The sequence below is a fragment of the Paenibacillus terrae HPL-003 genome, from assembly GCF_000235585.1.
In the GTDB taxonomy this organism is placed as follows: Bacteria; Bacillota; Bacilli; order Paenibacillales; family Paenibacillaceae; genus Paenibacillus; species Paenibacillus terrae_B.
On sequence record NC_016641.1, the window covers coordinates 1,417,208 to 1,439,434 of the forward strand.

The following is a 22,227-nucleotide window of genomic DNA, read 5'->3' on the forward strand; positions in this document are numbered from 1 at the left end:
TAGCCAAAATAAGATATTCCATAGAGATTATCATTTAATAGTATCAAGCTTTCAAACGGTGCGTCTATGTCCATTTGTGATCTTCTTTTCTTGGAATATGACCAGATTGACAAAAAACAGTACCTTCTGGAAATGGTTTTGATTCTATAACCCTAAATTCCAATGAATTAACTTGTAATTATACATTCCTTTATATACAATAAAATCAAAATCCCCTTATCTCCACCAAAGGAGAGGTGACATTGTTGTGAAAAGAGTAAAGAACGAAGATCACTTCGACATCGTGGAAGACCATTATTTCACAGCTACTGAATTGGAAAAATCCAGCGCGATATGGCCAGTCAGGCTCGGTATGGATATATCCAAGACCAGCTGTCATGTCGGCCCCAAAGCTGTGCCTTATTTCTATTTAATTTTTGTGCTTGACGGTCAGGCTGAGTTTATTTATAAGCAAAAGAAATATCATGTGCAAAAGTCCGACCTGTTCTGCTTCTTCCCGCATCTTGCACATGAATATTACACGGATCAGGAGAACCCGCTGCAAAAGGTATGGATTGCTTTTGAGGGGCCCAAATCCCTTGCGCTGCTGGAGCGAATCGGGATTAAGCCCTGTACGCCTTTTTTGGCTAACGCAGTAAGCGAGGAAGTCACTGGACTCATCTCGAATTTGTTTTCCATTGTAAATGACAACAGCAGACGTGACAGCGATCTCTCGCGTCTCATTACACTGCACCAGATTTTCGAGGAGCTGTCCCGCAACACATCGGACACGCTGCGCAACTATGTATGCTCTGACTATTGGCTACAACAGGGGAAAGATTACATTGATATGCACTATTGTGACCGCATTACAATTGAACAGATTGCCGAGCATGTAGGCGTGGATCGCGCGCATTTTTCACGCAAATTCCATTCCACCTTCCTGGTTTCCCCCGCTAAGTATTTGCAAAACCTCAAAATCGATGAGGCCAAAAGATTGCTGGAGCAAACGACTTACAATTTGTCGATCATTGCCCAGTCCATCGGCTACACGGATATGTCCACCTTTTCCAAGGCATTTAAGAAAACGGCAGGGATTCCGCCGCGTGAGCATCGGTTCCGGCATCAAGCCCGGCAAGAGTTCCGCACTGCCAACGCTTAACATGTAGCGAGGCGTAGGAAGGTGTGGAAAAACAGCACTTGGATAATAGTTCGGGAATGCTTGCATGGAGTTCAGCAGCGATACAGGAGAACAACCGTGTACGGTGGTTCTCCTTTTTTTATGACCTGATCCTAGTTCCCGCTTGGTTATTAGACCTTTCAACGCTATAATAGGCATCAAACCAACAGGAAAGGTACGTGAAACGAATGCTGCGATTCAATGCGATACGTACGGGCTATCTGCTGGGCATCTCACTGGTACTGGCCGCGATTATTTATTTTTTCGCCTCCAATTGGGGCGGGCTGGATCGGACGGTCAAGATTGTGCTGGCTGCTGCGCTTATCGTTCTGTTCTATGGCTTGTCCCTTGTATTTGCACGTATACGCGCCGTTCCCGGTCAGCAAGCCTTTCTGTCGAATGTATTTCTGGTGGCTGGCTGTATTGCCTTTGGCGTTTCCGTGGCGCTGCTTGGTCAAATTTACAATTCCCACGCAGACAGTTACGGGTTGTTTTTAATTTGGTCGATTCCGGCTCTGTTACTTAGCTGGATCACCCGCTACAATCCTTTTTATATGCTGTCTTATGTACTGATTCATCTCGCCTTGTGGCTCTACTTTTACCCTACAATGCAAAGCGTACCTTACAGAGAACTGGAATCGCTGTCTATTGCCGGAGTGTTCGCATTGATCAATCTGGTGTTGTTTCTATTGACGTTCCTCCAACGTCTACACTCTGGACCGCTGAAATATATGAGCTTTATCGTTTTCCATATTGCCGTGCTGACGACGACTAACTCTTTTGCATTGGATGGATATGGTCTCGTTATGAACATACCATGTATCGCTGTAATCGCTATTGGATTTTATGTGTTTATCAAGGTCCGGCTGAGTAAAACACTGCTCACCTTGAATGCATTGGCGGCCTCCGCTTTTGCTGTCTTTAAATTTATCGAGTTGGCAGAAGCGTACTCTTCATCGCTGTTCTTTGTCTTTGGATTGATTTTTGTGGCGCTGCTGTTGACGGGTAATGTATGGTTTTTCCGTTATTTGAACCGTTTGGGAGAATCATCGCCGGAGGATGGAGAAATAACCGACGAGGACAAACTGGATTCTGCGGAGTCTGATACACAGACATCGGACATGAGTGCATCGGAGTCTGGAACAACGGTTTCCGAGGATCGGGGCAGTGATTGGGTCAGCAAATCCGTATCCCGTATGATCAAGGTAGTCGGAGTACTAATCGGCAGTATATCCCTGATCGGATTGATTAACATTAGCACGAATGTAAACCACACCGAATATGTACTGTTGGGTGTGTCATTGCTGCTTATGATCTCGATGATTCTCATTCCGGACTCCAAGCTGGATTCTGTAATACGTTATACCTTGCTGACGATCAGCTATATTACAGGCTGGGCAGCCATTCTCTTGTCAGATCAGACGTTGCTTTCGGTACTGTTTTTGATCGTCTCTATTGTAGGATGGTTTCGTTCGCAGGGAAGGCGACAGCTATTTTTCACTTACACCTTTGTGAACTTGAATTTGGCGACCATTCTATTTCAGCAGTTTCAGGAGTGGGATTCTTGGAACTGGTCCTTTGAGTACATTATCCTCTCTCTTTTCTTGGTAAATGCTGTGCTGTATGCAGCAAGTTATTTTATACCCAAGAAGGCATCGCAGGAACACCTTCGGGATAGCTCCTTATTTTTCAGCTTGTTGTTTATGTTTTGGGCGACCTTTTTCGAGGATGTCATTCCACACTCTTATGTGCTGATTAACATTCTTTATTTCGTTATCGTTACAGGCATGGTCTTTGCCTTCATCCGACTAAAACAAAAATCGGAGGCCATCACAAGCGTGGCGTTCTGGTTTATTTTTATTGGCTTCAAATACTATGATTTGTTGTGGACGCTGTTGTATAAGTCCTTTACACTGGCACTGCTGGGTGTCATTGCACTCGGAATTACGTGGTGGGCGGATCGGCGGATGGCCCATAGCGGCAAGACAGCGTTTGATGCTGACCACCGCAGCTTTAGCTTCATGCGTTTAAGTCCGCTCCTGATTGCCGTAGTCATCGTGCTACAGCTCGGTGTGATCGGCTATCAGACCGTGAGAAGTGAAACCCTGATTGCCACAGGCGCTTCCATCAAGCTCAAACTGGCTCCTGTAGACCCTCGCTCCCTATTACAAGGCGATTATGTCGCGCTGAATTACGATATCTCTACCCCTTTTTCGCAGGACCATTGGAACCGGGGCAAGGTTAAAGTCGTTCTCACGCCAGGTAGCCAAGGAGTATACACCGCTAATCGCCTGTACCAGGATGGTGAAAAGCTTGCCAATCATGAGATTGTCTTGAACGGGCAGTGGGATGGTTCCCGCATTCAGTACGGTATTGAGAATTATTTCATTCCCGAAGGGACCGGACGGACTGTTGAACAGAACGCTCATTACGCTTATATTCGGGTCAGCCGTAATGGTGATGCATTGCTGGAACGTTTGGCGGAAAGCTGACCGGAGACCGTGGTGTTTAACGTACTATCGTGTCAAGTGGGATGCTGTCCCGCTGTTAGACAGGCGATACGCCATTAAGCTAACGGACAGTTTAACGCAACAATATTCTGGAGCGATAGCCTTAGAATCAGCAAAAGAAACCCGAAGTCTCATAAAAGACTTGGGTTTCTCGTCAATCTGAGTAGCCTTTAGGACTACTCTTTATTTACTAATATTAAACCAACCTGGCATTGCTTGAATTACATTCCAAAGTTTTTCTGGAATATTAAGCTGGTCGAGTTTCGAAACGTTTAACTCAGAATCCACCTCGGATTCACGTCCATTTGTGACCTTTTCAACCCAAGTAGGATCTATAATTAACGCATGCCCAATAGCGACTAGCGGCAAACCTAATTCCATAGCTTTAAGAGCATCATCCGGTGCTAGTATGGAACCAGCAGCCATCACAGGTACCTTACCGTTTGCTCTTTCAAGAATTAATTCAAGCCGTGTTTTTTCATCTTGACTATCTACTGGCTTTGAAGACACATTATCTAATGAAGCATGTATATAATCTAAATCCTGTTCAACAAGGATATCAATTAATTCATATGTGTCTTTCATACGTAATCCGTCCACTTTGGAGGATTCTTCAGGGGAGAATCGGAATCCTAAAATGAATGGTTTTGTAGCATGTTTTTCAATGACATTTTTGATTTCTTCAATAATCGCCAATGGAAAACGCAAGCGATTTTCAAGTGATCCTCCCCATTGGTCCGTCCGTTGATTTGTCGCTGGCGACCAAAAATTCTGAATTAAAAATCCATGAGCCCCATGAATTTCGACGCCATCAAATCCGGCTTCAATTGCTCGTCTTGTTGTGTCTCCAAAAGCACGTACAATCGACAAGATCTCCTCATGTGATAGTTCTCTTGTTTCTGAAGTTGAACCTAAATTAGTAACTTCGGGTTGCAATGCACTCGCACTAACTGCATCCAATCCAGGCACGGCTTTATTGCCAGCATGGAAAATCTGTAGGATCGCAGGAGCACCTCCACTTTTCGCTGCCTCAGCTAATTTTCGTAAACTTGGAGTAAATTCATCATTGTACCCAGCGAATTCATTCGTAAAACCCTGCCCATTAGGTGTAACATGAGTACACCCTGTAATGACGAGTCCTACTCCGTTCACTCTTTGTTTGTAATACTTTACTTCGTCATCCGAAATGGTAAGATCGTCATTACTTGACCAGGTTGTCATAGGTGCCATAACGATACTATTCTTAATTGTTATTCCATTTCTGAATGTGAAGGATTCAAATAACCTACTGTATTTCTGATTCATTTCATTAACCTCGCTCTCATATTTTCTTTTCTATTTCAGTTTAATTGGTTGTCGTTACGGTAAGTCAAGTATTTATTTTTATATGATTACATATAGATTTGTTGCGTTGTCATTCTCACTATGATATATGTTTAGTTACAGTAACTGTAACTAAAGGAGGGGGGGACAAGTAGATGTTGTATTCAATGACATATGTAGTGGAGAATTTAAATGTATCTGCAAAGACGCTTCGATTTTATGAAGAGCAAGGGATATTACCAAATATATCTCGTGACGAAAAAGGCCGTAGAGTTTATAGCGAACAACAAATAGATTGGATTTCTTTTATTCGTTGCCTCAAAGAGACAGGCATGCCTCTTTCAAAAATAAAGGATTACAAGGAACTTTATGAACTGGGGAATACTACCTATTTGCAAAGAGAAGAAATGTTGATGCAGCATAAATTGGAAGTGCAGAAGAAAATTGACGAAAGTTTCAAACACTTAGAAGAAATAAACTATAAAATTGCCATGTATGAACTTCAGAAAGAAGAGGTTATGAAAAATCCCAACTATAACTTTAAATGTCACGGTCTGGAGAGTAAGATAGTGAATTAATGTACTTAAGCTAACGGATGACGTTAGTTCAATAAAACCAGCGGCAGCCTAGGGCTTTATGTTCTTTGAACAACTAGTCGTCATTGCAAAATAGCAGGCTGAACCAAGCTTCTCCATTGCTGGAGGACAACTGGGTTCAGCCTGCTTGTTTTTTCGGGACAATCGAGGGATCCTCCTTAAGGGCAACCTCCCCCTAACCTCGTCTCCGTGTATACATCTCTCGACCATGCCACTACTTCTTTAATATCCTGCGGCTGAGTCCGGCAGCAGCCGCCAATCAGACGGGCTCCTGCTTCATACCATTTGCGGGCACTCTGCCCGAACGTCTCTGTACAACTCGTACCGTGCCATGTTTTGGTAACCGGGTCATATTCCTCACCCAGATTGGGATACACCACCACGGGCTTATCCGTATGACTTCGCATTTCTTGAATGAGCGATGGAATGTACTGCGGCAAAGTACAATTAATACCTACAGCAGCCACTTGCTCATGTTCATCCAGCCATTCGGCGCACTCAGCGGCGGACTCCCCATTGCTGATGTGCTGCCCATCCTTTGCGCTAAAGCTGATCCAGGCATACGTGCCGGGAAATTCCTTTAGCAACCGCGCGATGGCTTTGGCTTCGACCAAACATGGTATGGTTTCACAGGCCAAAATGTCAGCCCCCGCCTCAATCAGCGCTTTCATACGCGGCCTGTGGAACTCCACAAGCTGTTCCTCGCTCAGCGTATAATCACCACGATATTCTGAGCCATCCGCCAAAAACGCCCCGTAGGGGCCGACAGAAGCCGCGACCAGCGGTTTGGGACGATGCTGTTGTTTTGCACCAGACGTAATGTCCGCCCAAAATTCATCCCGTGCCTGTACGGCAATCCGCACTGATGACTGAATCAGCTCCAGCGCCTCATTTTCGTTCAGACCCCGTTGAACATAGCCTTCAACGGTAGCCTGATAGCTCGCAGTGATCGCGCAGTCTGCACCCGCTTCGAAATACTCTCTATGCACACGCTTGATAGACTCCGGGTGCTCATGGAGTATTTTAGCTGACCATAAGCTGTCGTTCAGATCATGCCCATGACGTTCCAGTTCGGTCGCCATTGCGCCATCCAGCACGATTACCGGATATTTGTCCAGTATATGTTGTATCGGATTCATGTGGACCCTCCTGCTCGTCTGTTCTATTTAACCCACTGTTCAGGTTGGAATTAATTCCTTATATTATAGCCTTTGTTCGAAATAAAACAATATGCTGAATAAGGAAGAATCAATACTCCATAATAAGGACGTATACCTAACGAAATGGAGGACATCGGATGATTGACAATCTCGAGAGTAATTACAACTGCGCCAATGCAGGGCAGGATCTTCATCAGCTCAAGCAGGAACTCGCCGCACTTCAGGAACAAGGTGCCAACGACCAAGCATCCAAGGAAGCCATTCATCGGCTGGAAAATCAAATTTCGTTCATCTTGAACAAGTGCGATATTAACCACTAGTTGAGCTTGGCTGTTTCGGTAAAATAAAATACAAAACCGGCTTGCCTTAGAAGACAAGCCAGTTTTGTATGTTTAAGTTTTATGCAAATGGGTACGAAATTCACAAGATTCCTCGTATCTCATCCAACGACTGTACCTTTTCTCGTTGCATCCATTGTTCGAGTCCATATACTAGCTCAGACCCTGCGTGTAGGTGGGCAAAATTATACGTTCCCACCTGAATTGCCGCTGCCCCTGCCATCGTAAATTCAATAATATCCTCCACCGAGCTGATGCCACCCATCCCGATCACGGGAATCGACACCGCCTGCGCCACCTGATGAACCATGCGTAAGGCAATCGGCTTGATCGCCGGGCCGGAAAGACCTGCATACGTATTCGTAAAAACACTTCGCCGCCGACGTATATCAATTTTCATCGCAGAAAATGTATTGATCAGCGAGACACCGTCTGCGCCTTCTTCTTCGCACATGACCGCCATCTGCGTAATATTCTCTGCATTTGGGGACAGCTTCACGACCAGCGGAAGCGCCGTTACGTTGCGCACCTGCCGTACTACGTCCCGCGCGACCTCCGTCTGGATGCCAAATTGCATTCCGCCCTGCTTTACGTTGGGACAGGAAATGTTCAGTTCCAGCATATCGACGCCTCTGCGATTCATCGTGCGCCGTTTTTGCGCATTTTCCGTAATCATGGCTACAGCCTGAACGTACTCCTCCAGATTCGAGCCGCCGACATTAGCAATCACAGCCGTGTTCCAGCGTGTCATTTCATCCAGCTCATCTTTCAAAAAGGCTGCAACACCCGGATTTTCCAGTCCCACACTATTGAGCATACCGGATGCTGTTTCATGTATTCGTGATCCGGTATTGCCAGCCTTCGGATGAAGAGTTAATCCCTTGCCGACGATGCCCCCCAACAGTTCAGGAGAGTAAAATTCCGCATACTCACGCCCGAACCCAAATGTACCGGATGCCATGATGATCGGGTTCTTGAACGGTACGCCCGCAATATTACACGCCATGGAGATCATCAAAATCCACCTCCTCTACCGGGAATACAGGCCCTTCCTTACACACCCTCCGATTACCTTCACGGGTATGCATGGTACAGCCCAAACACGCGCCAATACCACAGGCCATGTGTCTTTCTGTTGAAATATATAAACGGGACGACGAGCCAGCTGTTTTCATCGCAAGCGCTTGTAACATCGGAGTCGGCCCACAAGAAAACATATTTACATAGAGATGAGGATCGACCCTCTCGACGATGCTCCCCCCTACACGAACCTGCACAGATGCTGCCACAGCTTCAAAAGCATCCACCCCAAAGGCTTGCTGCGCAAATCCCAGATAAACATGTGCATGCGGATAATGCTTTGCAGCCAGCAGCAAGGGAGCCGTGCCCATACCACCGCCGATTAAGGCCAAGCTTCCTTCTACCTGAGGAAAGCCATTGCCGAAAGGACCTTCCAACTGGATCTCCTGCCCCGGCTGCAACTGGGAAAACAAGCTTGTCCCTTCTCCAACAACCCGATATAAAAAGGAAATACCCTCATCCCCGATATCATAAATACTGATAGGTCTAGGTAGCAAAGGGTATCCGGTTCCGCTGCGCAGCATGTAAAACTGGCCCATTTTCCCTTTAAAGGTTCCCTCTATTTTCATAACATAAATGCCCGGAACGAGCGCCACATTCGAAATTACGTTAGCCATATAACCCCTCCACTAACCACACACTATAACGTAAAAACAGCCATGATTACGTGACTATTTTCACATTTATAGACTGAGTTAGGTTTGGGCACTTTACTTCCCTCATAATCTATGCACAAAAAAGCGTACTCCTGTTAAAGAGTACGCTTCTGTATTAACCAATCGCCTCGCGTTCCGGATTGCGACTACCTTTTGCATCCTTGCGGATTTGCTTGCTGCGCAACTGTCCGCAAGCCGCGTCAATGTCGACTCCATGCTCCAGCCGAACACTACAGCTAATGCCTTGTTTTTTCAGAATATCATAGAAGCCAGTAATCGACTCCGACTCACTCCGCTGGTATTGGCTATGCTCATCCACCGGATTGTATGGAATCAGATTGACATTTGCCAAATTACGACGGTGGCCTACCAACTCAGCCAATTCCAGCGCATGCTCCTTGCTATCGTTAATATCCTTTAGCAAAATATACTCCAGCGTAATACGACGATTCGTTTTGTCCAAATAATAATCAATCGCCTGCATCAGCTCCTCAATCGGGATCGCCCGATTAATCTTCATGATGCGAGTGCGGGTTTCATTATTCGGCGCATGAAGGGAAATCGCCAGATTGACATGCAGATCGGAATCTGCAAATTCAATAATTTTATCGGCAAGTCCGCTCGTGGAAACCGTAATATGACGCGGGCCAATCGCCAGCCCTTTATGATCCTTAATGACCCGGATGAAATCGGACAGGTTCACGAAGTTATCAAACGGCTCACCAATTCCCATCACAACGACGTGACTGACCCGGTCCCCCGGACGTTCCTGATCCAGATACAACTGCACCTTCATAATTTGCTCTACAATTTCACCGCTGGACAGGTCACGACTCTTCTTCAACAGCCCGCTCGCGCAAAAGCTGCACCCGATGTTACAGCCCACCTGCGTTGTCACACATACAGACAGCCCAAACTTGTGCCGCATCAATACCGTCTCAATCAAATTACCATCCTGAAGACGGAACAAGAATTTGACCGTCCCATCCGCCGACTGCTGCTTTACGTGTTCTTCCAATGTTTCAATCGGAAAATGCTCTGCCAGCAGGCGGGTACAGTTCTCATGAACCTCCGTCATCGCAGCAAAATCAGTAATCCGTTTCCGATAAAGTGCGTCCCATACCTGCAACGCCCGGGATTTTTTATGTCCATGCTCGATGAGCCATGCTGTCAACTGATCTAGTGTTAATCCATAAATGGATTCTTTTTTCATGTTCGATCCTCTTTTCAAAAACATTAAAATTCGTTGTACTCTATATCAAGCCAAATACTCACCATTCGTCTCATCTGAACCATCATTGCATCATAGCATGTTTAAGCAGCCTACGCCATTTAAACGCTTCTTCCATTGTCCCAAATTTTAATTATGAACACAAGAGGAAAGGCGAATGGATCCCTTCCAAATTTCAGTGTGAAATGACGTCTTGAAACGGAGTCCAAGCTGCTTTAAACTTGGCGACAGAGTCTGTTCAACAAGAGCACGCAAAGACAGGATGACGGACACCGCTAATGATATGATTACAACCAAGGAAGGTGATGCGGTTGGAATGGTTACTTCGGATCAAGAACGCGCTGGATCTGATGGAAGAAAGAATGCAGCAGCCGCTGGATATCGACGAAATTGCAAAGGCAGCCTATTCGTCTCCTTTTCATTTTCAACGTATGTTTCATATGCTAACCGGCGTCACGGTAGCCGAATATATACGTAAACGTCGATTGACCTTGGCTGCACAGGAATTGAGTCTTTCTACCACCAAAGTCTTGGATGTAGCGTTCAAATACGGATATGATTCCCCCGAATCTTTTTCTAAAGCGTTCCGTAAGGTACACGGTATATCTCCCTCTGAGGCCAGAAGCCCTGGGGTGAACCTGAAAGCCTTTCCACGCATTTCCTTCCATCTATCGTTGAAGGGAGATCAGGATATGGATTATAAAATTGTAGAGAAAGCGGCCTTTACGGTCATTGGCAAGTCCATCCAAGTTACGACTAAGGACGGTGAAAATTTCCGACAAATCCCGAAATTTTGGGACGAGCTGAACGCAGATGGCACGTCGGATCGGATTCAGGCCTTGGGAACAAGCGACGATATCCTCGGTATTTGTTTGGACTTCAAGCATGGGGAGGAGAAGTTCACGTACCTGATTGCCGCCGAAGGCAGTGAGGACGTAGCAACCTCCAACGGATTAGAGTTCAGAACCATCCCAGCCGAAACTTGGGCTGTGTTCACCTCTATCGGCCCTATGCCTCATTCGATCCAAAATGTATGGCAAAGAATTTATCAGGAATGGTTCCCGGCCAGCAATTATGAGCATTCAGGCGGACCCGAACTAGAAGTGTATCTGATGGGGGACTCGCGAGCTGAGGACTACCGCTGCGAAGTATGGATTCCGATTATCAAAAAGTAAACCCATAACAAAGCTGATAAACATCTATAAGCAAATGCGAGACAAGAAAACCATCAGGAATGGGTTTAGGAGCCTATGAAGTGCCCCCCTTAGAATAGACATTGGAATTAACCCCCTAGTTTATCCGATGAAATTCTAGGGGGTGTTTTTTTATGGCGATCAAAGGACAGAAGTTTAAAATATACTCGAATGAGATCAAAATAGAGGCCATTTGTTTACATGTTGAGGAAAGATGGACCTATCTGAGAATTACGGAGCATTTTAAGATTCAAGACCAAAGCCGAGTAAAGAAATGGATGAAAAGATACCGAGAACTAGGGGAATTTGGGCTACTGGATCAACGGGGGGTGTCGTCAAGAATATATCGATCAGGATAGATATGTTCAAAAGCTCAAACGGGAAAATGAAATGCTAAAAAAGTGTTTAGTATCTGGATGTAGGAGGTGAGACGCACAAATATAGAGTCATTGAGGGTGCCGCAAAAGATTACGCTGTTAGCGAACTCTGCAAACTCTTTGGTGTTTCCAGAAGAGGATATCGCACTTTCTTGAAACGTAAAGGAATAGATCGGGATCAGGAAGCAAAGAAGTTCATCCAGAAGGTGTATGAAAACAGTATAATGGAGTCTACGGTTATCGCCAAATCCAACTGTTTTTGCTGCAAGACCACGGGATTTGGATGAATCGCAAGAAGGTACTCCTTCTCATGCAGGTTCTGGGGATTCGTTCGAGAATTCGTCGAAAACCTCATTGTAATTATGCTTCTTCCGAAGGAGGGTGAATGGCAAAAAAATGGCCGATCGATATCACGCAATATCGTGTAGGTGAGAAGTGGCTCTATCTCTCAGCCGTTAAGGATTTGTTGAATAACGAAATTATCGCTTATCAAATGAGTACTAGAAATGACAACGAATGGGTTCTACAGACTTTTAAGCAGGCTTGGACAAAGCTAAAAGACGTGACTGGACTGATCGTTCACAGCAATCAGGGATTCCAGTACACGTCCCATGCATACCACGACATGCTGCCAAAGGTTGTCGCCCAAATCAACATGTCTCGCCGGGGCAATTGTTATGACAATGCCTCCATGGAGAGTTTCTCCTCGCATTGTAGGTGGTTCACATCGCTGCGATACGAACCGACGGCTTGCTTTCCCATTATCTTTGCTGCTAAACAGGGTTTCTATGAAAGTATGCCGAATACAGAGGACAGATGGAAAAGTTTAATGGTTGAAAGGGAACTGATCGGATATGAATATGGATATGAAGAAACGTATGCTGAAAGAATTGGGCGTATTAGAGGAATCCTTGAAGCAGATCACGAAGGACCTGAGAAAGATGGAGGGGAGCTGGACTGATTTTTTCAATTGGGACACAAGACATGTATTTGCGGCGAACATTTCAGAATCTGGAGGACAAGCTATCGGGCGTTCGTCGCAAGCTGCAAGGCGTGAATATGAATGATTTGACTGCCAGGGCAAAGTATTACCTTTTATCGTGGGAGGATTAAAATCAAGCTGGCCATATTGATCATGCAGGGAAAGTTCATCATTGAATCATTTTAGCGAAGAAGAAATGCCGGCGACGCAGGAAAAAATTCGACTGCCGAGAGATTGGGGTAACATGCTAAGGATTTTGGATGAAGTCGTTCGTCATGAGCGATCGGAAGGTCAGCAAGAAAAAAGATACATTAAGAGGAAGTGATGATCATAAATAAGCGAAAAATCAATATTATTGCAATCATATTGGTTGTCTTAGTGATAGGTATTCCGAGTATTATATATTTATCAGGTTTGAATACATCATTTCAAAAAGTTGTACTAGATCGTATAAATGTTGGGGATATTACTTCGCTTTATATTATTAAGGATTCATCAAATGGAGATATTAAAGATGCTGTTGTTACTGATAAAGAGGTAATTAAAAAAATTATGAATGAATTCACCAACGTGAAGTTTAAAAAATCGGATAGTATTACATCTTTAAATGATAATTATACCATTAGAATTCGAGTAAAAGAGGAATCTAGGTTTATGATTACAATCTGGAGTAACACAGATATAACTATATTTGATAAGGAGGCCAAGTATTCAGCTTATAACTATAAGGTAACTAGTAAATTCGACTATGAATCGCTTGATAAATATCTTAAAAAATTGCTCGATTAAAGATAATGTTATTTACATATGGGACATGTAGAAGAGAAGACAGGGGGAACTTTCCCCCTGTCTTACTCGATTATACAGTGCAATTAAAGTTTAACCTCATTTTTTGTTTAAAATATTTCCCAACCACTTCCAGCTACATGAGCTCTAACTGGCACGCCTTTGCCTGTTACAAAACGATTACTGTTCCATCAGATAGGGTATATTCAAGAAATGGAAACTTGATTTCTAACATATCGTATCTCTTATTAAGTTCAAAGAACTCAAGACCATCAGCCATACCGTCATTTCCTTGCTGGATTAGACTTTCAAGTGCTTTACCTGAACTTCCAACAGCAAACAAAGACGCTACTATCGAAGTTACTCCTGCTGCGATTCCTACCGGTGTAGAAGCGACGAAAATAAGTCCTAAAATAGTGGCCCCAATTCCTGCCAACCCAGTTACCATTAAATTATAATCGGGATTATTTTTTTGGAACCCACCATTTCGATAAATAACCCTTTGCGCTGAACGCATTTATGCTAGTTGACTTGCCGTTACAGTTACTGTTGAAGCATACTCACGTGTTCTTGCCATAATATTTAACCTCCAAAGTTTTTTTGTTTCACTCGAGTTGAGAGCTGCGCGCTTTAATTGGTCTTCATTTATAGGGTAATTTACATGGTAGTTTAACAACCTAAGCGAAAAATCTTTCTATTTTGCATTCATTGAGTATGAAATTCGGGTAAAAAAGCAAAACTTTTTCGGAAATGGACAGGGACGAAAAATGGAGAAATCGGGAGAATGGGCGCGCGTACAATGATTGGTACATATCGTTTATTTTTTGAACCTTGTCCAAATTGGCTTGGGGGGTCACACCTGGATTTTAAAAGAATTAGAATATGAGTTGCTGCCTACCCATGAGAAGATCCTAAGACCATTGAAAAAAATCCTGTCCCCATTTAAAACCCGTCTTATATGGATTCTCCTCCTTAGTGTGATTGCTTTCTTTCTTGTAGCTTACGTGTTATTTATATATGTATCTTTATGGATTGAAGATTTTTAAAGACGTTTCTGGGCGCAACCGGAAGCGCCTTTTTTTAGTGCTACTCATACCGATAACCAGAGCGTCTACTCCGGGGGAGAAAGCTTCCGGCCAAGGCGCTATTGAATAAACAAATGGTATTGTGGGCGATGAAAGTTATGAAACTCAAAATGAAGAAGGGTTAAATAGAATTAAAATGCTTTCTGTATTGAGAGGCTCTTTTCCACGTAAAATGTCTTGACTTGGTGTGAACACCAAGGTGTAGCATAACGTTAACCCTAACGAAAAGCAGGTGAAAACAGCGTGGGTGATTCCTTTTCTATCAAACAAGTATCGCAAAAAACCGGATTGACGGAGGATGCCCTTCGATATTATGAAAAAATCGGACTGCTTCCGCCACCTAAAAGAAAAAAGAACGGACACCGTGTGTACAGCATCGAGGATACAGAGGTTATGAAGCTGATCATTTGCCTGAAGAAAACAGGCATGTCGCTGGAAGACATGAAGGCTTATGTCCCGCTCTCCTATAAAGAAGACGTAACAAGCGTTCCGGAAGTGAATGCTCTGTTACAAAACTACCGTCAAAAAGTGATCGGACAAATAGCCGATTTACAACGCATTGTGGGATTTATAGATCATAAATTAAACAACCAGCACTCCCTGCTCGAAACAGATGCAGCGGCTCATACAACGGATAAAGAATAGGAGGATGCCAGCATGGCTACAAACAAGCATCATAAAACGGCGCTTATTACAGGTGCAAACTCGGGGGTGGGATTGGAGTTAACCCTAAAGTTTCTTTCCGAAGGCTGGCATGTTCTTGCCCTGATCCGCTCAGGATTCCCGAACGACAACGAACCTCAGGTTCGGCACGCGTTAAGCACAGGACAATTGAGGATATATAAAGCCGATTTGGCCGATTTTTCAAGTCTTAAAAAGGCACTGGAGCAGATCCAAAAAAGCGAATCTCACATCGATATCCTCTTCAATAATGCAGGTGTGTCGCTCGGAGAAATGATATTCTCTCCATTAGGGCGCGAAATGCACTTTGAAGTCAATACCGTCGTTCCCTACATCATTTTTATGGAGCTTAAGGAGCTTCTGCGGCAAGGAAACCTAAGAACAGTTATTAACACCTCCTCGAATGCTTCCCTCATCGTAAAACGGTTCGAGGTGGAGTTGCTGGAGCGCCCTGTCAAATTTAAAAAGCTTGTCGGGCCCTACGCCTCAAGCAAGCTGGCTCTTTCACTGTGGACCCAAGAGATCGCTCCGGCAGCCGCCGCTGAGGGAATCAAGATACGCAGCGTCTGCCCGGGTGCGAATAAAACAACGATGACTTCGAGTTCAGGAATGCCTGGGTATATGATTCCGATTCGGAACCTGATTTTTTCCCACCCCAGCAAAGGAGCCTCCCGTCTATATGAGGCCGCTCTGGGTGAATCCAGCGAACAAACTGGCATTTTTCTGAAGAAGGGAAAAGTCACCCCTTTAATTTTCACTCAGCACAGCTCCCAAGTCCTTAGCAAGATCGACCAGATTTATAAACAGCAATTCATAGAATCCACTTGACATCGCACCTACATTGTAACTAATATTGTTATAACTATATTAGTCACAACAATGCTATAGGTATTGTACAACTCAACTGGAAGGTGAAATCATGAATATTACAGATCATTTTATTCCCGTATTTGCGAGTAATCTGGAGTCGGCTGTAGCCCATTATGAGAAAATAACAGGAAAGCCGTCGGACAGACAATGGGCTATTCCCGAAGCCGAGCTTCAATTAGCCACAGTCTACCCTTATGTCATCGTTTCGGGGACCGAGCAAGCTTTGGAGCTTGCCAAAAACCTGCGTTCTGTAGTGTATGTAGACTCCATGACAGAGCTTAAAGCCATTCTGGCCACAGAAGGCGCCTCGATTGTAAGGGATCAGCACGGCCCTGTGGGACCGAGTATTTTTGTAGAACACCCGGACGGCACTTTTATTGAATATGTTGAACCGCAAGGCCCCTAACTTAGATGATGGAATAGTTAACCCAATCCCCTCGAACACCACCCTTTTTATCAAAGAAGCGTTGAGCCCGATGATTGTCCGGGGCTGTGATCCAGGACATGAACGCAAAGCCATGATCCTGCGAATAACGTTGGCACTGCAAAAATAGCTGTGTCTCCACTTCCGTATCTCTGTATGGCTCCATAACAAACAGATCGTTCATGATCGTTGTTTTATCTGCTCTCATCGTGCTAAATGTAAAGTATAATGTGGCAAAGCCAACTAACTCTCCATCCTGTTCTGCTACAAATTGTACACCCGTTTGCTTTTCTAAAAGGTGATGAATCAAATTATGTAATTTTTCAACATCTGGTTTAGGTTTCTTATAAAAACCAACGATGTATTCATACATTAACTCGGTCAAACCATTCACATCATCCGCTTCAGCATTTCTTACGATCAGTGACATATTGAATCCTCCTAGGATGTAATTTGAATAAAAATACCATAAAACGAATATATATTCAATATTTTTCATCAAGATCAGTATATTCAACGGGCAATAAACGATGGCTCGAAAAAAGGAACCAGTCTAACACGTTGTCTCTATATTCCCTGCTCGACTGGCTTTTTTATTTATTGTGATTAAGGGGTCTACATCTTACTTTAGCGTTCAATCCGACGCTTGTTTCTCAAAATGTTGTGAATCATCCTATGATTGGGGAGCTGCTTGAATAACTTATGTCCGGGATGCGGATTGGCCTCGATAATCCAGATTTGACCACTCTTCTCAATAGCAAGATCAATACCCAGCTCGCGAAACGGATGATTTTTATCTATCGTGTCGGCAACCATTTTAGAAAGCTCGATGATTTGGTCCAGAGTCTCTTTCATTTTCGTTCTGTCATTTTCAAAGACCTTTAAAAGCACTTTGGACAATGGTGCCGCATGTCCTCCTTTGCGGTAATTGGTAACCACTTTTCGGGGTGCGGCAACACGACCGGTTATTCCTGAAATGACCCATTCCAATCCCGGCTTCTGCATATACACTCTAACATCAAAAATCGAACCTTTGTACTTCGCTAACCGAAGTCCTTGCTGTACCAAATAACGGCGATGAGGCGTCCGATGGGTTTTGATCGCTCTTCTCACCGCGTGGGATCTGACAATTCTTCGACTGGAGCCGCAACGAATCTCATACCTCCTCCCCAGCTTTTTGGCCCGTATAATACCAGTCCCTCCGCTTCCATAATTAGGCTTAATGAAAACCGTCCGATATTCGTCCAGCATGCGCAAAGTCCTTGCTTTGCTAATCCAACGGGTTTCCGGTAAATGAGAACTTAAAACGGGATGTTGTCGCATTTCGTTATATTGAATCATCTTTCCAATGGGCACGAGTATCCCTCGATTCTGTTGGGTTTTTGCACGCATTACATGAATATGCATCCATAATCTATCTTGGTAACGGCGAATGCCACAGTTTGCTATAAAAGAGGCACACCTCTCCTATCTACCTTCTTTGATTCAAGAGAAATGGGGAATGTGTTCGTTACATGAGTGTAATTATTGTATATACCTATAAATCTGATTCCAATTATATATTAGACCAATACCAACTCTGGATATATGATGGATTACAAATACCGTGAGGAGGAACATTAACATGTCCATTTATGATTTCCAAGCAACCTCAATTTACGGGAAGCCAATTAAACTATCCGAGTATAGAGGAAAAATTCTCCTGATCGTAAATACAGCCAGCCAATGCAGCTTCTCCCGCCAATTTGCTGATCTGCAAAAGCTCTACGAAAGTCGGAAGCGACAAGGTTTTGAAATTCTCGCGTTTCCATGTAATCAATTCAATGAAAAAGAGCCGAGTAGTCACTCGGAATTGCAGGAAATCTACCAAAATGGACATGGCGTAACGTTCCCGCTATTTGGGAAAACGGATATAAGAGGCTCAGCCCCTCATCCTTTATTTCAATATCTGACACAACAAGCACCATTCCAGGGCTTCGATTCCCAGACCAAGGACGGTCAATGGATGGAGGATTTCCTGCGAGATAAGTATCCGGAAATATACGCTGGCGACGGGATCAAGTGGAATTTCTCCAAGTTTCTGATCGATCGCGATGGTCATGTAAATGGAAGATTTGAATCAACGACGGAGCCCTTTGAAATAGATTCTATCATCGAATCACTGTTGTAGGATTTCGGTTTATTCCTTTACATTAGTTTAAAAATAAAATAGTATCAAATGACAAAAATAAATATTTGTCATTTGATACTATTTTTGATATCCTAACTTTAAGGAGGTGACTCACACGGCAACTTGACCGTGACTCTATGGAAAAATCCTCAGATATATTAACCAAGGAACAGATTCTCATCGCTACAGAAGACACACTTAGGCGTTTTGGTGTAGCCAAAACCTCCGTGACCGATGTTGCCAAAGTATTGGGAGTAAGTCATGGAACGATTTATCGACACTTTAAAAGCAAAGCCGAGCTTCTTGAAGGCGTGACCGAAAAATGGTTGAAGGAAAAGATTATCGACCCGTTAACGGAAGTGTATCAGGATGCATCTATGCTGGGAAAGCCGCATTTACGACGATATATACAGACCTTGGTCGAACTCAAGCAGTATTTTGCCCGCGATGACGAGGAAATGTTTGAAATGTATACCCGGGTCACCGAGCAAGCCACTGATTTAATCGACCAGCATATCGGCCACATTGTAGATCAACTCGCTGACATCATTGTACGCGGGGGCATCACATCGGATCAGCCAGCCCAACTGGCGCGTACCCTTTTCTATGCCACAGCCCGTTTCCATCATCCCGCTCATGCTTACGAATGGAAGAATCCTGCGATCGATCAGGAGTTTTCGAACGTATGGGCGCTTTTAGAAAAAGGAATCTCTTAAAAAATATATGGAAAGAAGGTTAAGCACATATGAAGCATTTGGACGGAAAAACAGCGATTATTACCGGTTCCTCCAGAGGAATTGGACGTGCCATTGCCGAGCAACTGGCTAATCTGGGCGCTAATGTAGTCATCAATTATGCCAGCAGTCCGGACAAAGCCAAAGAAGTCGTGGAAGGCATTATTCAAAAAGGTGGCAAAGCCATAGCTCTTCACGCTGATTTGGGCAAGATGAGTGATATTGAAGCATTATTTACGAATACGATTGCTGAATTTGGCAAAGTCGACATTCTGGTTAACAACGCAGGGCTAATGATCACCAAGCCACTTGCAGACGTGACCGAAGCTGATTTTGACAGACAATTTGCATTGAATGTAAAAGGTACCTTCTTTGCTTGCCAGCAGGCGATGAAGCACATGGAGAACTACGGAAGAATCGTCAACATTTCCACATCCGTGATTGGACAAATGTTCCCTTCGTATAGCGTATACGCGGGTACCAAAGGCGCAGTTGAGCAATTTACCCGTCAGCTTGCCAAGGAGTTCGGAAGCAAACAAATTACGATCAACGCCGTGGCTCCCGGCCCCGTGAATACCGAACTGTTCCAGGCAGGAAAAACCGAGCAGCAGATCGAAGGTATGAAAAAAATGAATGCGTTCGGCCGTCTCGGTGAACCCGAAGATATCGCGGATGTGATTGAGTTCCTAGTCAGCGCCAAGTCACAATGGGTTACCGGGCAGACGATCCGCGTCAACGGCGGGTTCATCTAAAAACCGAAATACATGAAATGGAGGCTGTTCACGTTCATGATATTACACAAAGGCGAGACCCTATTTCGACAAGGGGAATCCGGCCCTCTGTATCAGTTAAAGAGCGGCTTGTTAAAAATTATCCGCGTCCATGAGGACGGCTCACAAATTTTAGTTAACGTTATTGTGCCCGATGAAATTATCCCGCACCACTCCCTGATCAGTCCCAATCCTTATTATGGTACAGCAATGGCGCTGGTAACCTCTGAGATTGAGGTGCTGTCGCAAAAGGAATGGTATCAGTCGCTAGAGCAAGACCCGGCGCAATGCCGGACTATCGCTTTGCAGCTACAGGACAAATTGCGCATGATGCAGCAACGAATCGACCAACTCACCGAGGTGTCACCTGCCGAGAAGCTTCGGAAGCTTCAACGCTGGTTCCACTCCTACATCGCACCCGCCACGTTAACGGACGTGCTGACGCAGGAGGAAATCGGCCAGTTCATCGGGCTGCGCCGGGAGACGATTAATCGGCTATTGCGTGCTTCAAGCGCTCCTTCTGCAAAAGATGATGACGATAATGCATCTCGATGAGCATAAACCACTCTCCAGCATTTAACGCGCCGAATCCGGGATGAGAGACGGTAAACGGCCCTGTTGATTTCCCAACGACCGGTTCAATCTCTCTCATTTTACGGATCACAACGTTTAATCCTTCCACAATTTCTTCTTTGCTAGTCGGTTGTGGAGGAGTATACTGCGGAGATGGTGGGACTTGGATACGTATGGGCGGAAAGCCTCCCAGATTAAAAGCTGCCGTGCCCGCCTCCGTTTTAGCCCCCGTCTCCCCATTAGACTGTAGACAAAGATCTATGTTCTTAAGATGCATATAAAGAGCAGAGTTCACCAAATGAAGGTACATTTGTCCAAGCGACCATTGACCCTCCTGCGGTGTGTACTGCAATTGCTCCAAGCTAAAGCTGTCCAATTCAAGAAGATAATGTTGTACTGTTTCTTCAAAACGCTGCAATGTTTCGGTTGTTGTATTCATATACTATTAAGCCCCTCTCCTTTAGTTAGCCTTACTATACAAAAATGCTACTGACAGCATTATGTCAGTAGCATTTCAACATTTTTTCGACTTCCACACGTACCCGATCCCGTAGTGATTCAGGCTCCAGCACGACCATATCTGCACCCCAACCGAGTATCCATTGCAGTAATTCCTCCGACTGTCTGACACGGAAGAGTACATGCAGTCCATCCGTATGCTCCTCTACAGCCTCCATGTAAAAATTGTTCGCTTCCTTCACTTTATCAGCAATCTCAGGACGGGCTAGTATGCGAACAGATATATGGCGATCATCTACTTGCTTGTAATCCTGCAAATTAAAATCGGCGGGGAACTGAAAGCCGTCCTCAAGAACCATAAGCTCGTCCATACGTGACAAACGGAAATGACGAAGCTGTTGGCGCAAATCACATTGACCAAGCAAAACCCATGAACCATGAAGCAGTACGAGACCATAGGGGGCGACCACACGCACGCTTTGACGATTCCCGTCAGCCTCTGGCATTCTTTTGGAGTAGCCGAACCGTACCTTCCGTTTTTCCAATATAGCGAGACGCAGCGTTTCCAAGTAGGTTTTCTCTCTACGATCTACTTCTTTCCCCCCTGCGAATAGCCTGATGGTTGTACGCACCCGCGAAACCTCCCTGCGAATGCTCTCCGGTAAAATAGCTTCTATCTTCCTGCGGGAAGCTTGCGCCTTGGTGCCGTATTCTGTATCAAATTTTTGTTCGACAAAATCCGTCCCGATTAGCAACGCCACAGCCTCTTCTACGGTAAAGCTCACTGGGGGCAGGAAGTACCCCTCCATCAAGGAATATCCAATGCCCGGTGCTCCTACAATCGGTACGCCCGATTCGCTTAGAGCCTGAATATCCCGATAGATGGTTCTTACACTTGTTTCGAATATGCCCGCCAAATCCTCGGCTCGTAAAATATCCTTACGCTGCAACTCTAGCAAGATGGCTAGCAGACGGTCTGTTTTGTTCATACCACGTCAACCTCTCTGGAAGGATCTTAAAATGCAGTCATACAAAAGAGCAATAAGGGCAGTACAATCACTGCAACTTAT

26 protein-coding genes are annotated in these 22,227 nt (G+C 44.7%); 16 read left to right on the forward strand and 10 right to left on the reverse strand.

What is annotated here, in order from left to right; genetic code table 11:
- Nucleotides 1–247: 247 nt before the first annotated feature.
- Nucleotides 248–1,141, forward strand: coding sequence for a helix-turn-helix domain-containing protein (locus HPL003_RS06465; RefSeq protein WP_014278833.1), 894 nt, complete (start codon nucleotides 248–250; stop codon nucleotides 1,139–1,141).
- A gap of 206 nt (nucleotides 1,142–1,347) precedes the next feature.
- The gene (locus HPL003_RS06470; RefSeq protein ID WP_014278834.1) at nucleotides 1,348–3,651 is read left to right on the forward strand and encodes a GDYXXLXY domain-containing protein; all 2,304 of its coding nucleotides are present in this window, start codon (nucleotides 1,348–1,350) and stop codon (nucleotides 3,649–3,651) included.
- A gap of 201 nt (nucleotides 3,652–3,852) precedes the next feature.
- Here the strand turns inward: HPL003_RS06470 and HPL003_RS06475 are convergent, their stop codons facing one another.
- On the reverse strand, nucleotides 3,853–4,974 hold the full coding sequence (locus HPL003_RS06475; protein WP_014278835.1) for an NADH-dependent flavin oxidoreductase: 1,122 nt from the start codon (nucleotides 4,972–4,974) through the stop codon (nucleotides 3,853–3,855).
- 173 nt (nucleotides 4,975–5,147) lie between these two features.
- Between HPL003_RS06475 and HPL003_RS06480 the strand changes: the two genes are divergently transcribed.
- The gene (locus HPL003_RS06480; RefSeq protein ID WP_014278836.1) at nucleotides 5,148–5,570 is read left to right on the forward strand and encodes a MerR family transcriptional regulator; all 423 of its coding nucleotides are present in this window, start codon (nucleotides 5,148–5,150) and stop codon (nucleotides 5,568–5,570) included.
- A gap of 176 nt (nucleotides 5,571–5,746) precedes the next feature.
- Here HPL003_RS06480 and mmuM read toward each other — a convergent pair whose 3' ends face one another.
- Nucleotides 5,747–6,727, reverse strand: coding sequence for a homocysteine S-methyltransferase (gene mmuM, locus HPL003_RS06485; protein WP_014278837.1), 981 nt, complete (start codon nucleotides 6,725–6,727; stop codon nucleotides 5,747–5,749).
- Nucleotides 6,728–6,885: 158 nt separating this feature from the next.
- Between mmuM and HPL003_RS06490 the strand changes: the two genes are divergently transcribed.
- Nucleotides 6,886–7,068 carry a hypothetical protein gene (locus HPL003_RS06490; RefSeq protein WP_014278838.1) on the forward strand — a complete coding sequence of 61 codons (183 nt, stop codon included), beginning with the start codon at nucleotides 6,886–6,888 and terminating at the stop codon, nucleotides 7,066–7,068.
- A gap of 100 nt (nucleotides 7,069–7,168) precedes the next feature.
- Here HPL003_RS06490 and HPL003_RS06495 read toward each other — a convergent pair whose 3' ends face one another.
- The 3 genes from HPL003_RS06495 to rlmN form a co-directional block, all read right to left on the reverse strand.
- Nucleotides 7,169–8,101, reverse strand: coding sequence for a dihydroorotate dehydrogenase (locus HPL003_RS06495; protein ID WP_014278839.1), 933 nt, complete (start codon nucleotides 8,099–8,101; stop codon nucleotides 7,169–7,171).
- Nucleotides 8,082–8,783 (reverse strand): dihydroorotate dehydrogenase electron transfer subunit, encoded by a 702-nt coding sequence (locus HPL003_RS06500; RefSeq protein ID WP_014278840.1) that lies wholly within the window; start codon nucleotides 8,781–8,783, stop codon nucleotides 8,082–8,084. Before HPL003_RS06500 ends, HPL003_RS06495 begins: the two co-directional genes overlap by 20 nt.
- 154 nt (nucleotides 8,784–8,937) lie before the next feature.
- On the reverse strand, nucleotides 8,938–10,035 hold the full coding sequence (gene rlmN / locus HPL003_RS06505) for a dual-specificity RNA methyltransferase RlmN (RefSeq protein ID WP_014278841.1): 1,098 nt from the start codon (nucleotides 10,033–10,035) through the stop codon (nucleotides 8,938–8,940).
- A 323-nt stretch (nucleotides 10,036–10,358) separates the two neighbouring features.
- Between rlmN and HPL003_RS06510 the strand changes: the two genes are divergently transcribed.
- The 5 genes from HPL003_RS06510 to HPL003_RS06525 all read left to right on the forward strand — a co-directional run bounded on the left by HPL003_RS06510 (nucleotide 10,359) and on the right by HPL003_RS06525 (nucleotide 13,394).
- On the forward strand, nucleotides 10,359–11,228 hold the full coding sequence (locus HPL003_RS06510) for an AraC family transcriptional regulator (RefSeq protein WP_043922319.1): 870 nt from the start codon (nucleotides 10,359–10,361) through the stop codon (nucleotides 11,226–11,228).
- Nucleotides 11,229–11,380: 152 nt separating this feature from the next.
- Complete coding sequence (locus HPL003_RS30430) at nucleotides 11,381–11,605, forward strand: helix-turn-helix domain-containing protein (RefSeq protein ID WP_014278843.1); 225 nt, start codon at nucleotides 11,381–11,383, stop codon at nucleotides 11,603–11,605.
- Nucleotides 11,606–11,882: 277 nt separating this feature from the next.
- Nucleotides 11,883–12,008 carry a hypothetical protein gene (locus HPL003_RS30435; RefSeq protein WP_158308730.1) on the forward strand — a complete coding sequence of 42 codons (126 nt, stop codon included), beginning with the start codon at nucleotides 11,883–11,885 and terminating at the stop codon, nucleotides 12,006–12,008.
- Entirely contained in the window at nucleotides 12,009–12,584 is a 576-nt protein-coding gene (locus HPL003_RS28375) for a DDE-type integrase/transposase/recombinase (RefSeq protein ID WP_014278844.1), read from the forward strand. It begins immediately after the preceding gene.
- Nucleotides 12,585–12,929: 345 nt separating this feature from the next.
- Nucleotides 12,930–13,394, forward strand: coding sequence for a hypothetical protein (locus tag HPL003_RS06525; protein ID WP_014278847.1), 465 nt, complete (start codon nucleotides 12,930–12,932; stop codon nucleotides 13,392–13,394).
- Nucleotides 13,395–13,560: 166 nt separating this feature from the next.
- Here HPL003_RS06525 and HPL003_RS06530 read toward each other — a convergent pair whose 3' ends face one another.
- Nucleotides 13,561–13,908: a hypothetical protein gene (locus HPL003_RS06530; RefSeq protein WP_014278848.1), complete on the reverse strand. Its 348-nt coding sequence runs from the start codon at nucleotides 13,906–13,908 to the stop codon at nucleotides 13,561–13,563.
- Between the two features lie 811 nt (nucleotides 13,909–14,719).
- Between HPL003_RS06530 and HPL003_RS06540 the strand changes: the two genes are divergently transcribed.
- From HPL003_RS06540 to HPL003_RS06550, 3 genes are all read left to right on the forward strand, one after another.
- Nucleotides 14,720–15,121: a MerR family transcriptional regulator gene (locus HPL003_RS06540; protein WP_014278850.1), complete on the forward strand. Its 402-nt coding sequence runs from the start codon at nucleotides 14,720–14,722 to the stop codon at nucleotides 15,119–15,121.
- A gap of 12 nt (nucleotides 15,122–15,133) precedes the next feature.
- Complete coding sequence (locus HPL003_RS06545) at nucleotides 15,134–15,985, forward strand: SDR family NAD(P)-dependent oxidoreductase (protein ID WP_014278851.1); 852 nt, start codon at nucleotides 15,134–15,136, stop codon at nucleotides 15,983–15,985.
- A 91-nt stretch (nucleotides 15,986–16,076) separates the two neighbouring features.
- Nucleotides 16,077–16,433, forward strand: a complete 357-nt coding sequence (locus HPL003_RS06550) for a VOC family protein (RefSeq protein ID WP_014278852.1) — start codon at nucleotides 16,077–16,079, stop codon at nucleotides 16,431–16,433.
- A 1-nt stretch (nucleotide 16,434) separates the two neighbouring features.
- Here the strand turns inward: HPL003_RS06550 and HPL003_RS06555 are convergent, their stop codons facing one another.
- On the reverse strand, nucleotides 16,435–16,881 hold the full coding sequence (locus HPL003_RS06555) for a GNAT family N-acetyltransferase (protein ID WP_014278853.1): 447 nt from the start codon (nucleotides 16,879–16,881) through the stop codon (nucleotides 16,435–16,437).
- A 197-nt stretch (nucleotides 16,882–17,078) separates the two neighbouring features.
- Nucleotides 17,079–17,807 carry a YheC/YheD family protein gene (locus tag HPL003_RS06560; protein ID WP_193372622.1) on the reverse strand — a complete coding sequence of 243 codons (729 nt, stop codon included), beginning with the start codon at nucleotides 17,805–17,807 and terminating at the stop codon, nucleotides 17,079–17,081.
- Nucleotides 17,808–18,075: 268 nt separating this feature from the next.
- On the opposite strand from HPL003_RS06560, the gene HPL003_RS06565 reads away from it, so the two are divergent.
- From HPL003_RS06565 to HPL003_RS06580, 4 genes are all read left to right on the forward strand, one after another.
- Nucleotides 18,076–18,621 carry a glutathione peroxidase gene (locus HPL003_RS06565; protein WP_014278855.1) on the forward strand — a complete coding sequence of 182 codons (546 nt, stop codon included), beginning with the start codon at nucleotides 18,076–18,078 and terminating at the stop codon, nucleotides 18,619–18,621.
- 137 nt (nucleotides 18,622–18,758) lie between these two features.
- Nucleotides 18,759–19,337 carry a TetR/AcrR family transcriptional regulator gene (locus tag HPL003_RS06570; RefSeq protein ID WP_014278856.1) on the forward strand — a complete coding sequence of 193 codons (579 nt, stop codon included), beginning with the start codon at nucleotides 18,759–18,761 and terminating at the stop codon, nucleotides 19,335–19,337.
- Nucleotides 19,338–19,366: 29 nt separating this feature from the next.
- A complete protein-coding gene (locus HPL003_RS06575; RefSeq protein ID WP_014278857.1) occupies nucleotides 19,367–20,107 on the forward strand; it encodes an SDR family oxidoreductase in 741 nt (246 codons plus the stop codon).
- Nucleotides 20,108–20,143: 36 nt separating this feature from the next.
- A complete protein-coding gene (locus HPL003_RS06580) occupies nucleotides 20,144–20,680 on the forward strand; it encodes a Crp/Fnr family transcriptional regulator (RefSeq protein WP_014278858.1) in 537 nt (178 codons plus the stop codon).
- On the opposite strand, the gene HPL003_RS27360 is transcribed toward HPL003_RS06580, so the two are convergent.
- Nucleotides 20,613–21,137 (reverse strand): DinB family protein, encoded by a 525-nt coding sequence (locus HPL003_RS27360; protein WP_014278859.1) that lies wholly within the window; start codon nucleotides 21,135–21,137, stop codon nucleotides 20,613–20,615. The genes HPL003_RS06580 and HPL003_RS27360 overlap by 68 nt on opposite strands.
- Nucleotides 21,138–21,201: 64 nt before the next feature.
- On the reverse strand, nucleotides 21,202–22,146 hold the full coding sequence (locus HPL003_RS06585) for a helix-turn-helix transcriptional regulator (RefSeq protein WP_014278860.1): 945 nt from the start codon (nucleotides 22,144–22,146) through the stop codon (nucleotides 21,202–21,204).
- Between the last annotated feature and the right edge of the window lie 81 nt (nucleotides 22,147–22,227).

Excerpts from the sequence above, each read along its gene's own strand:
- HPL003_RS06470 (WP_014278834.1), top strand. The coding sequence starts at position 1,348 with ATGCTGCGATTCAATGCGATACGTACGGGCTATCTGCTGGGCATCTCA.
- HPL003_RS06475 (WP_014278835.1), bottom strand. The coding sequence starts at position 4,974 with ATGAATCAGAAATACAGTAGGTTATTTGAATCCTTCACATTCAGAAAT.
- HPL003_RS06480 (WP_014278836.1), top strand. The coding sequence starts at position 5,148 with ATGTTGTATTCAATGACATATGTAGTGGAGAATTTAAATGTATCTGCA.
- mmuM (WP_014278837.1), bottom strand. The coding sequence starts at position 6,727 with ATGAATCCGATACAACATATACTGGACAAATATCCGGTAATCGTGCTG.
- HPL003_RS06490 (WP_014278838.1), top strand. The coding sequence starts at position 6,886 with ATGATTGACAATCTCGAGAGTAATTACAACTGCGCCAATGCAGGGCAG.
- HPL003_RS06495 (WP_014278839.1), bottom strand. The coding sequence starts at position 8,101 with ATGATCTCCATGGCGTGTAATATTGCGGGCGTACCGTTCAAGAACCCG.
- HPL003_RS06500 (WP_014278840.1), bottom strand. The coding sequence starts at position 8,783 with ATGGCTAACGTAATTTCGAATGTGGCGCTCGTTCCGGGCATTTATGTT.
- rlmN (WP_014278841.1), bottom strand. The coding sequence starts at position 10,035 with ATGAAAAAAGAATCCATTTATGGATTAACACTAGATCAGTTGACAGCA.
- HPL003_RS06510 (WP_043922319.1), top strand. The coding sequence starts at position 10,359 with ATGCGGTTGGAATGGTTACTTCGGATCAAGAACGCGCTGGATCTGATG.
- HPL003_RS30430 (WP_014278843.1), top strand. The coding sequence starts at position 11,381 with ATGGCGATCAAAGGACAGAAGTTTAAAATATACTCGAATGAGATCAAA.
- HPL003_RS28375 (WP_014278844.1), top strand. The coding sequence starts at position 12,009 with ATGGCAAAAAAATGGCCGATCGATATCACGCAATATCGTGTAGGTGAG.
- HPL003_RS06525 (WP_014278847.1), top strand. The coding sequence starts at position 12,930 with ATGATCATAAATAAGCGAAAAATCAATATTATTGCAATCATATTGGTT.
- HPL003_RS06530 (WP_014278848.1), bottom strand. The coding sequence starts at position 13,908 with ATGCGTTCAGCGCAAAGGGTTATTTATCGAAATGGTGGGTTCCAAAAA.
- HPL003_RS06545 (WP_014278851.1), top strand. The coding sequence starts at position 15,134 with ATGGCTACAAACAAGCATCATAAAACGGCGCTTATTACAGGTGCAAAC.
- HPL003_RS06550 (WP_014278852.1), top strand. The coding sequence starts at position 16,077 with ATGAATATTACAGATCATTTTATTCCCGTATTTGCGAGTAATCTGGAG.
- HPL003_RS06555 (WP_014278853.1), bottom strand. The coding sequence starts at position 16,881 with ATGTCACTGATCGTAAGAAATGCTGAAGCGGATGATGTGAATGGTTTG.
- HPL003_RS06565 (WP_014278855.1), top strand. The coding sequence starts at position 18,076 with ATGTCCATTTATGATTTCCAAGCAACCTCAATTTACGGGAAGCCAATT.
- HPL003_RS06570 (WP_014278856.1), top strand. The coding sequence starts at position 18,759 with ATGGAAAAATCCTCAGATATATTAACCAAGGAACAGATTCTCATCGCT.
- HPL003_RS06575 (WP_014278857.1), top strand. The coding sequence starts at position 19,367 with ATGAAGCATTTGGACGGAAAAACAGCGATTATTACCGGTTCCTCCAGA.
- HPL003_RS06580 (WP_014278858.1), top strand. The coding sequence starts at position 20,144 with ATGATATTACACAAAGGCGAGACCCTATTTCGACAAGGGGAATCCGGC.
- HPL003_RS27360 (WP_014278859.1), bottom strand. The coding sequence starts at position 21,137 with ATGAATACAACAACCGAAACATTGCAGCGTTTTGAAGAAACAGTACAA.
- HPL003_RS06585 (WP_014278860.1), bottom strand. The coding sequence starts at position 22,146 with ATGAACAAAACAGACCGTCTGCTAGCCATCTTGCTAGAGTTGCAGCGT.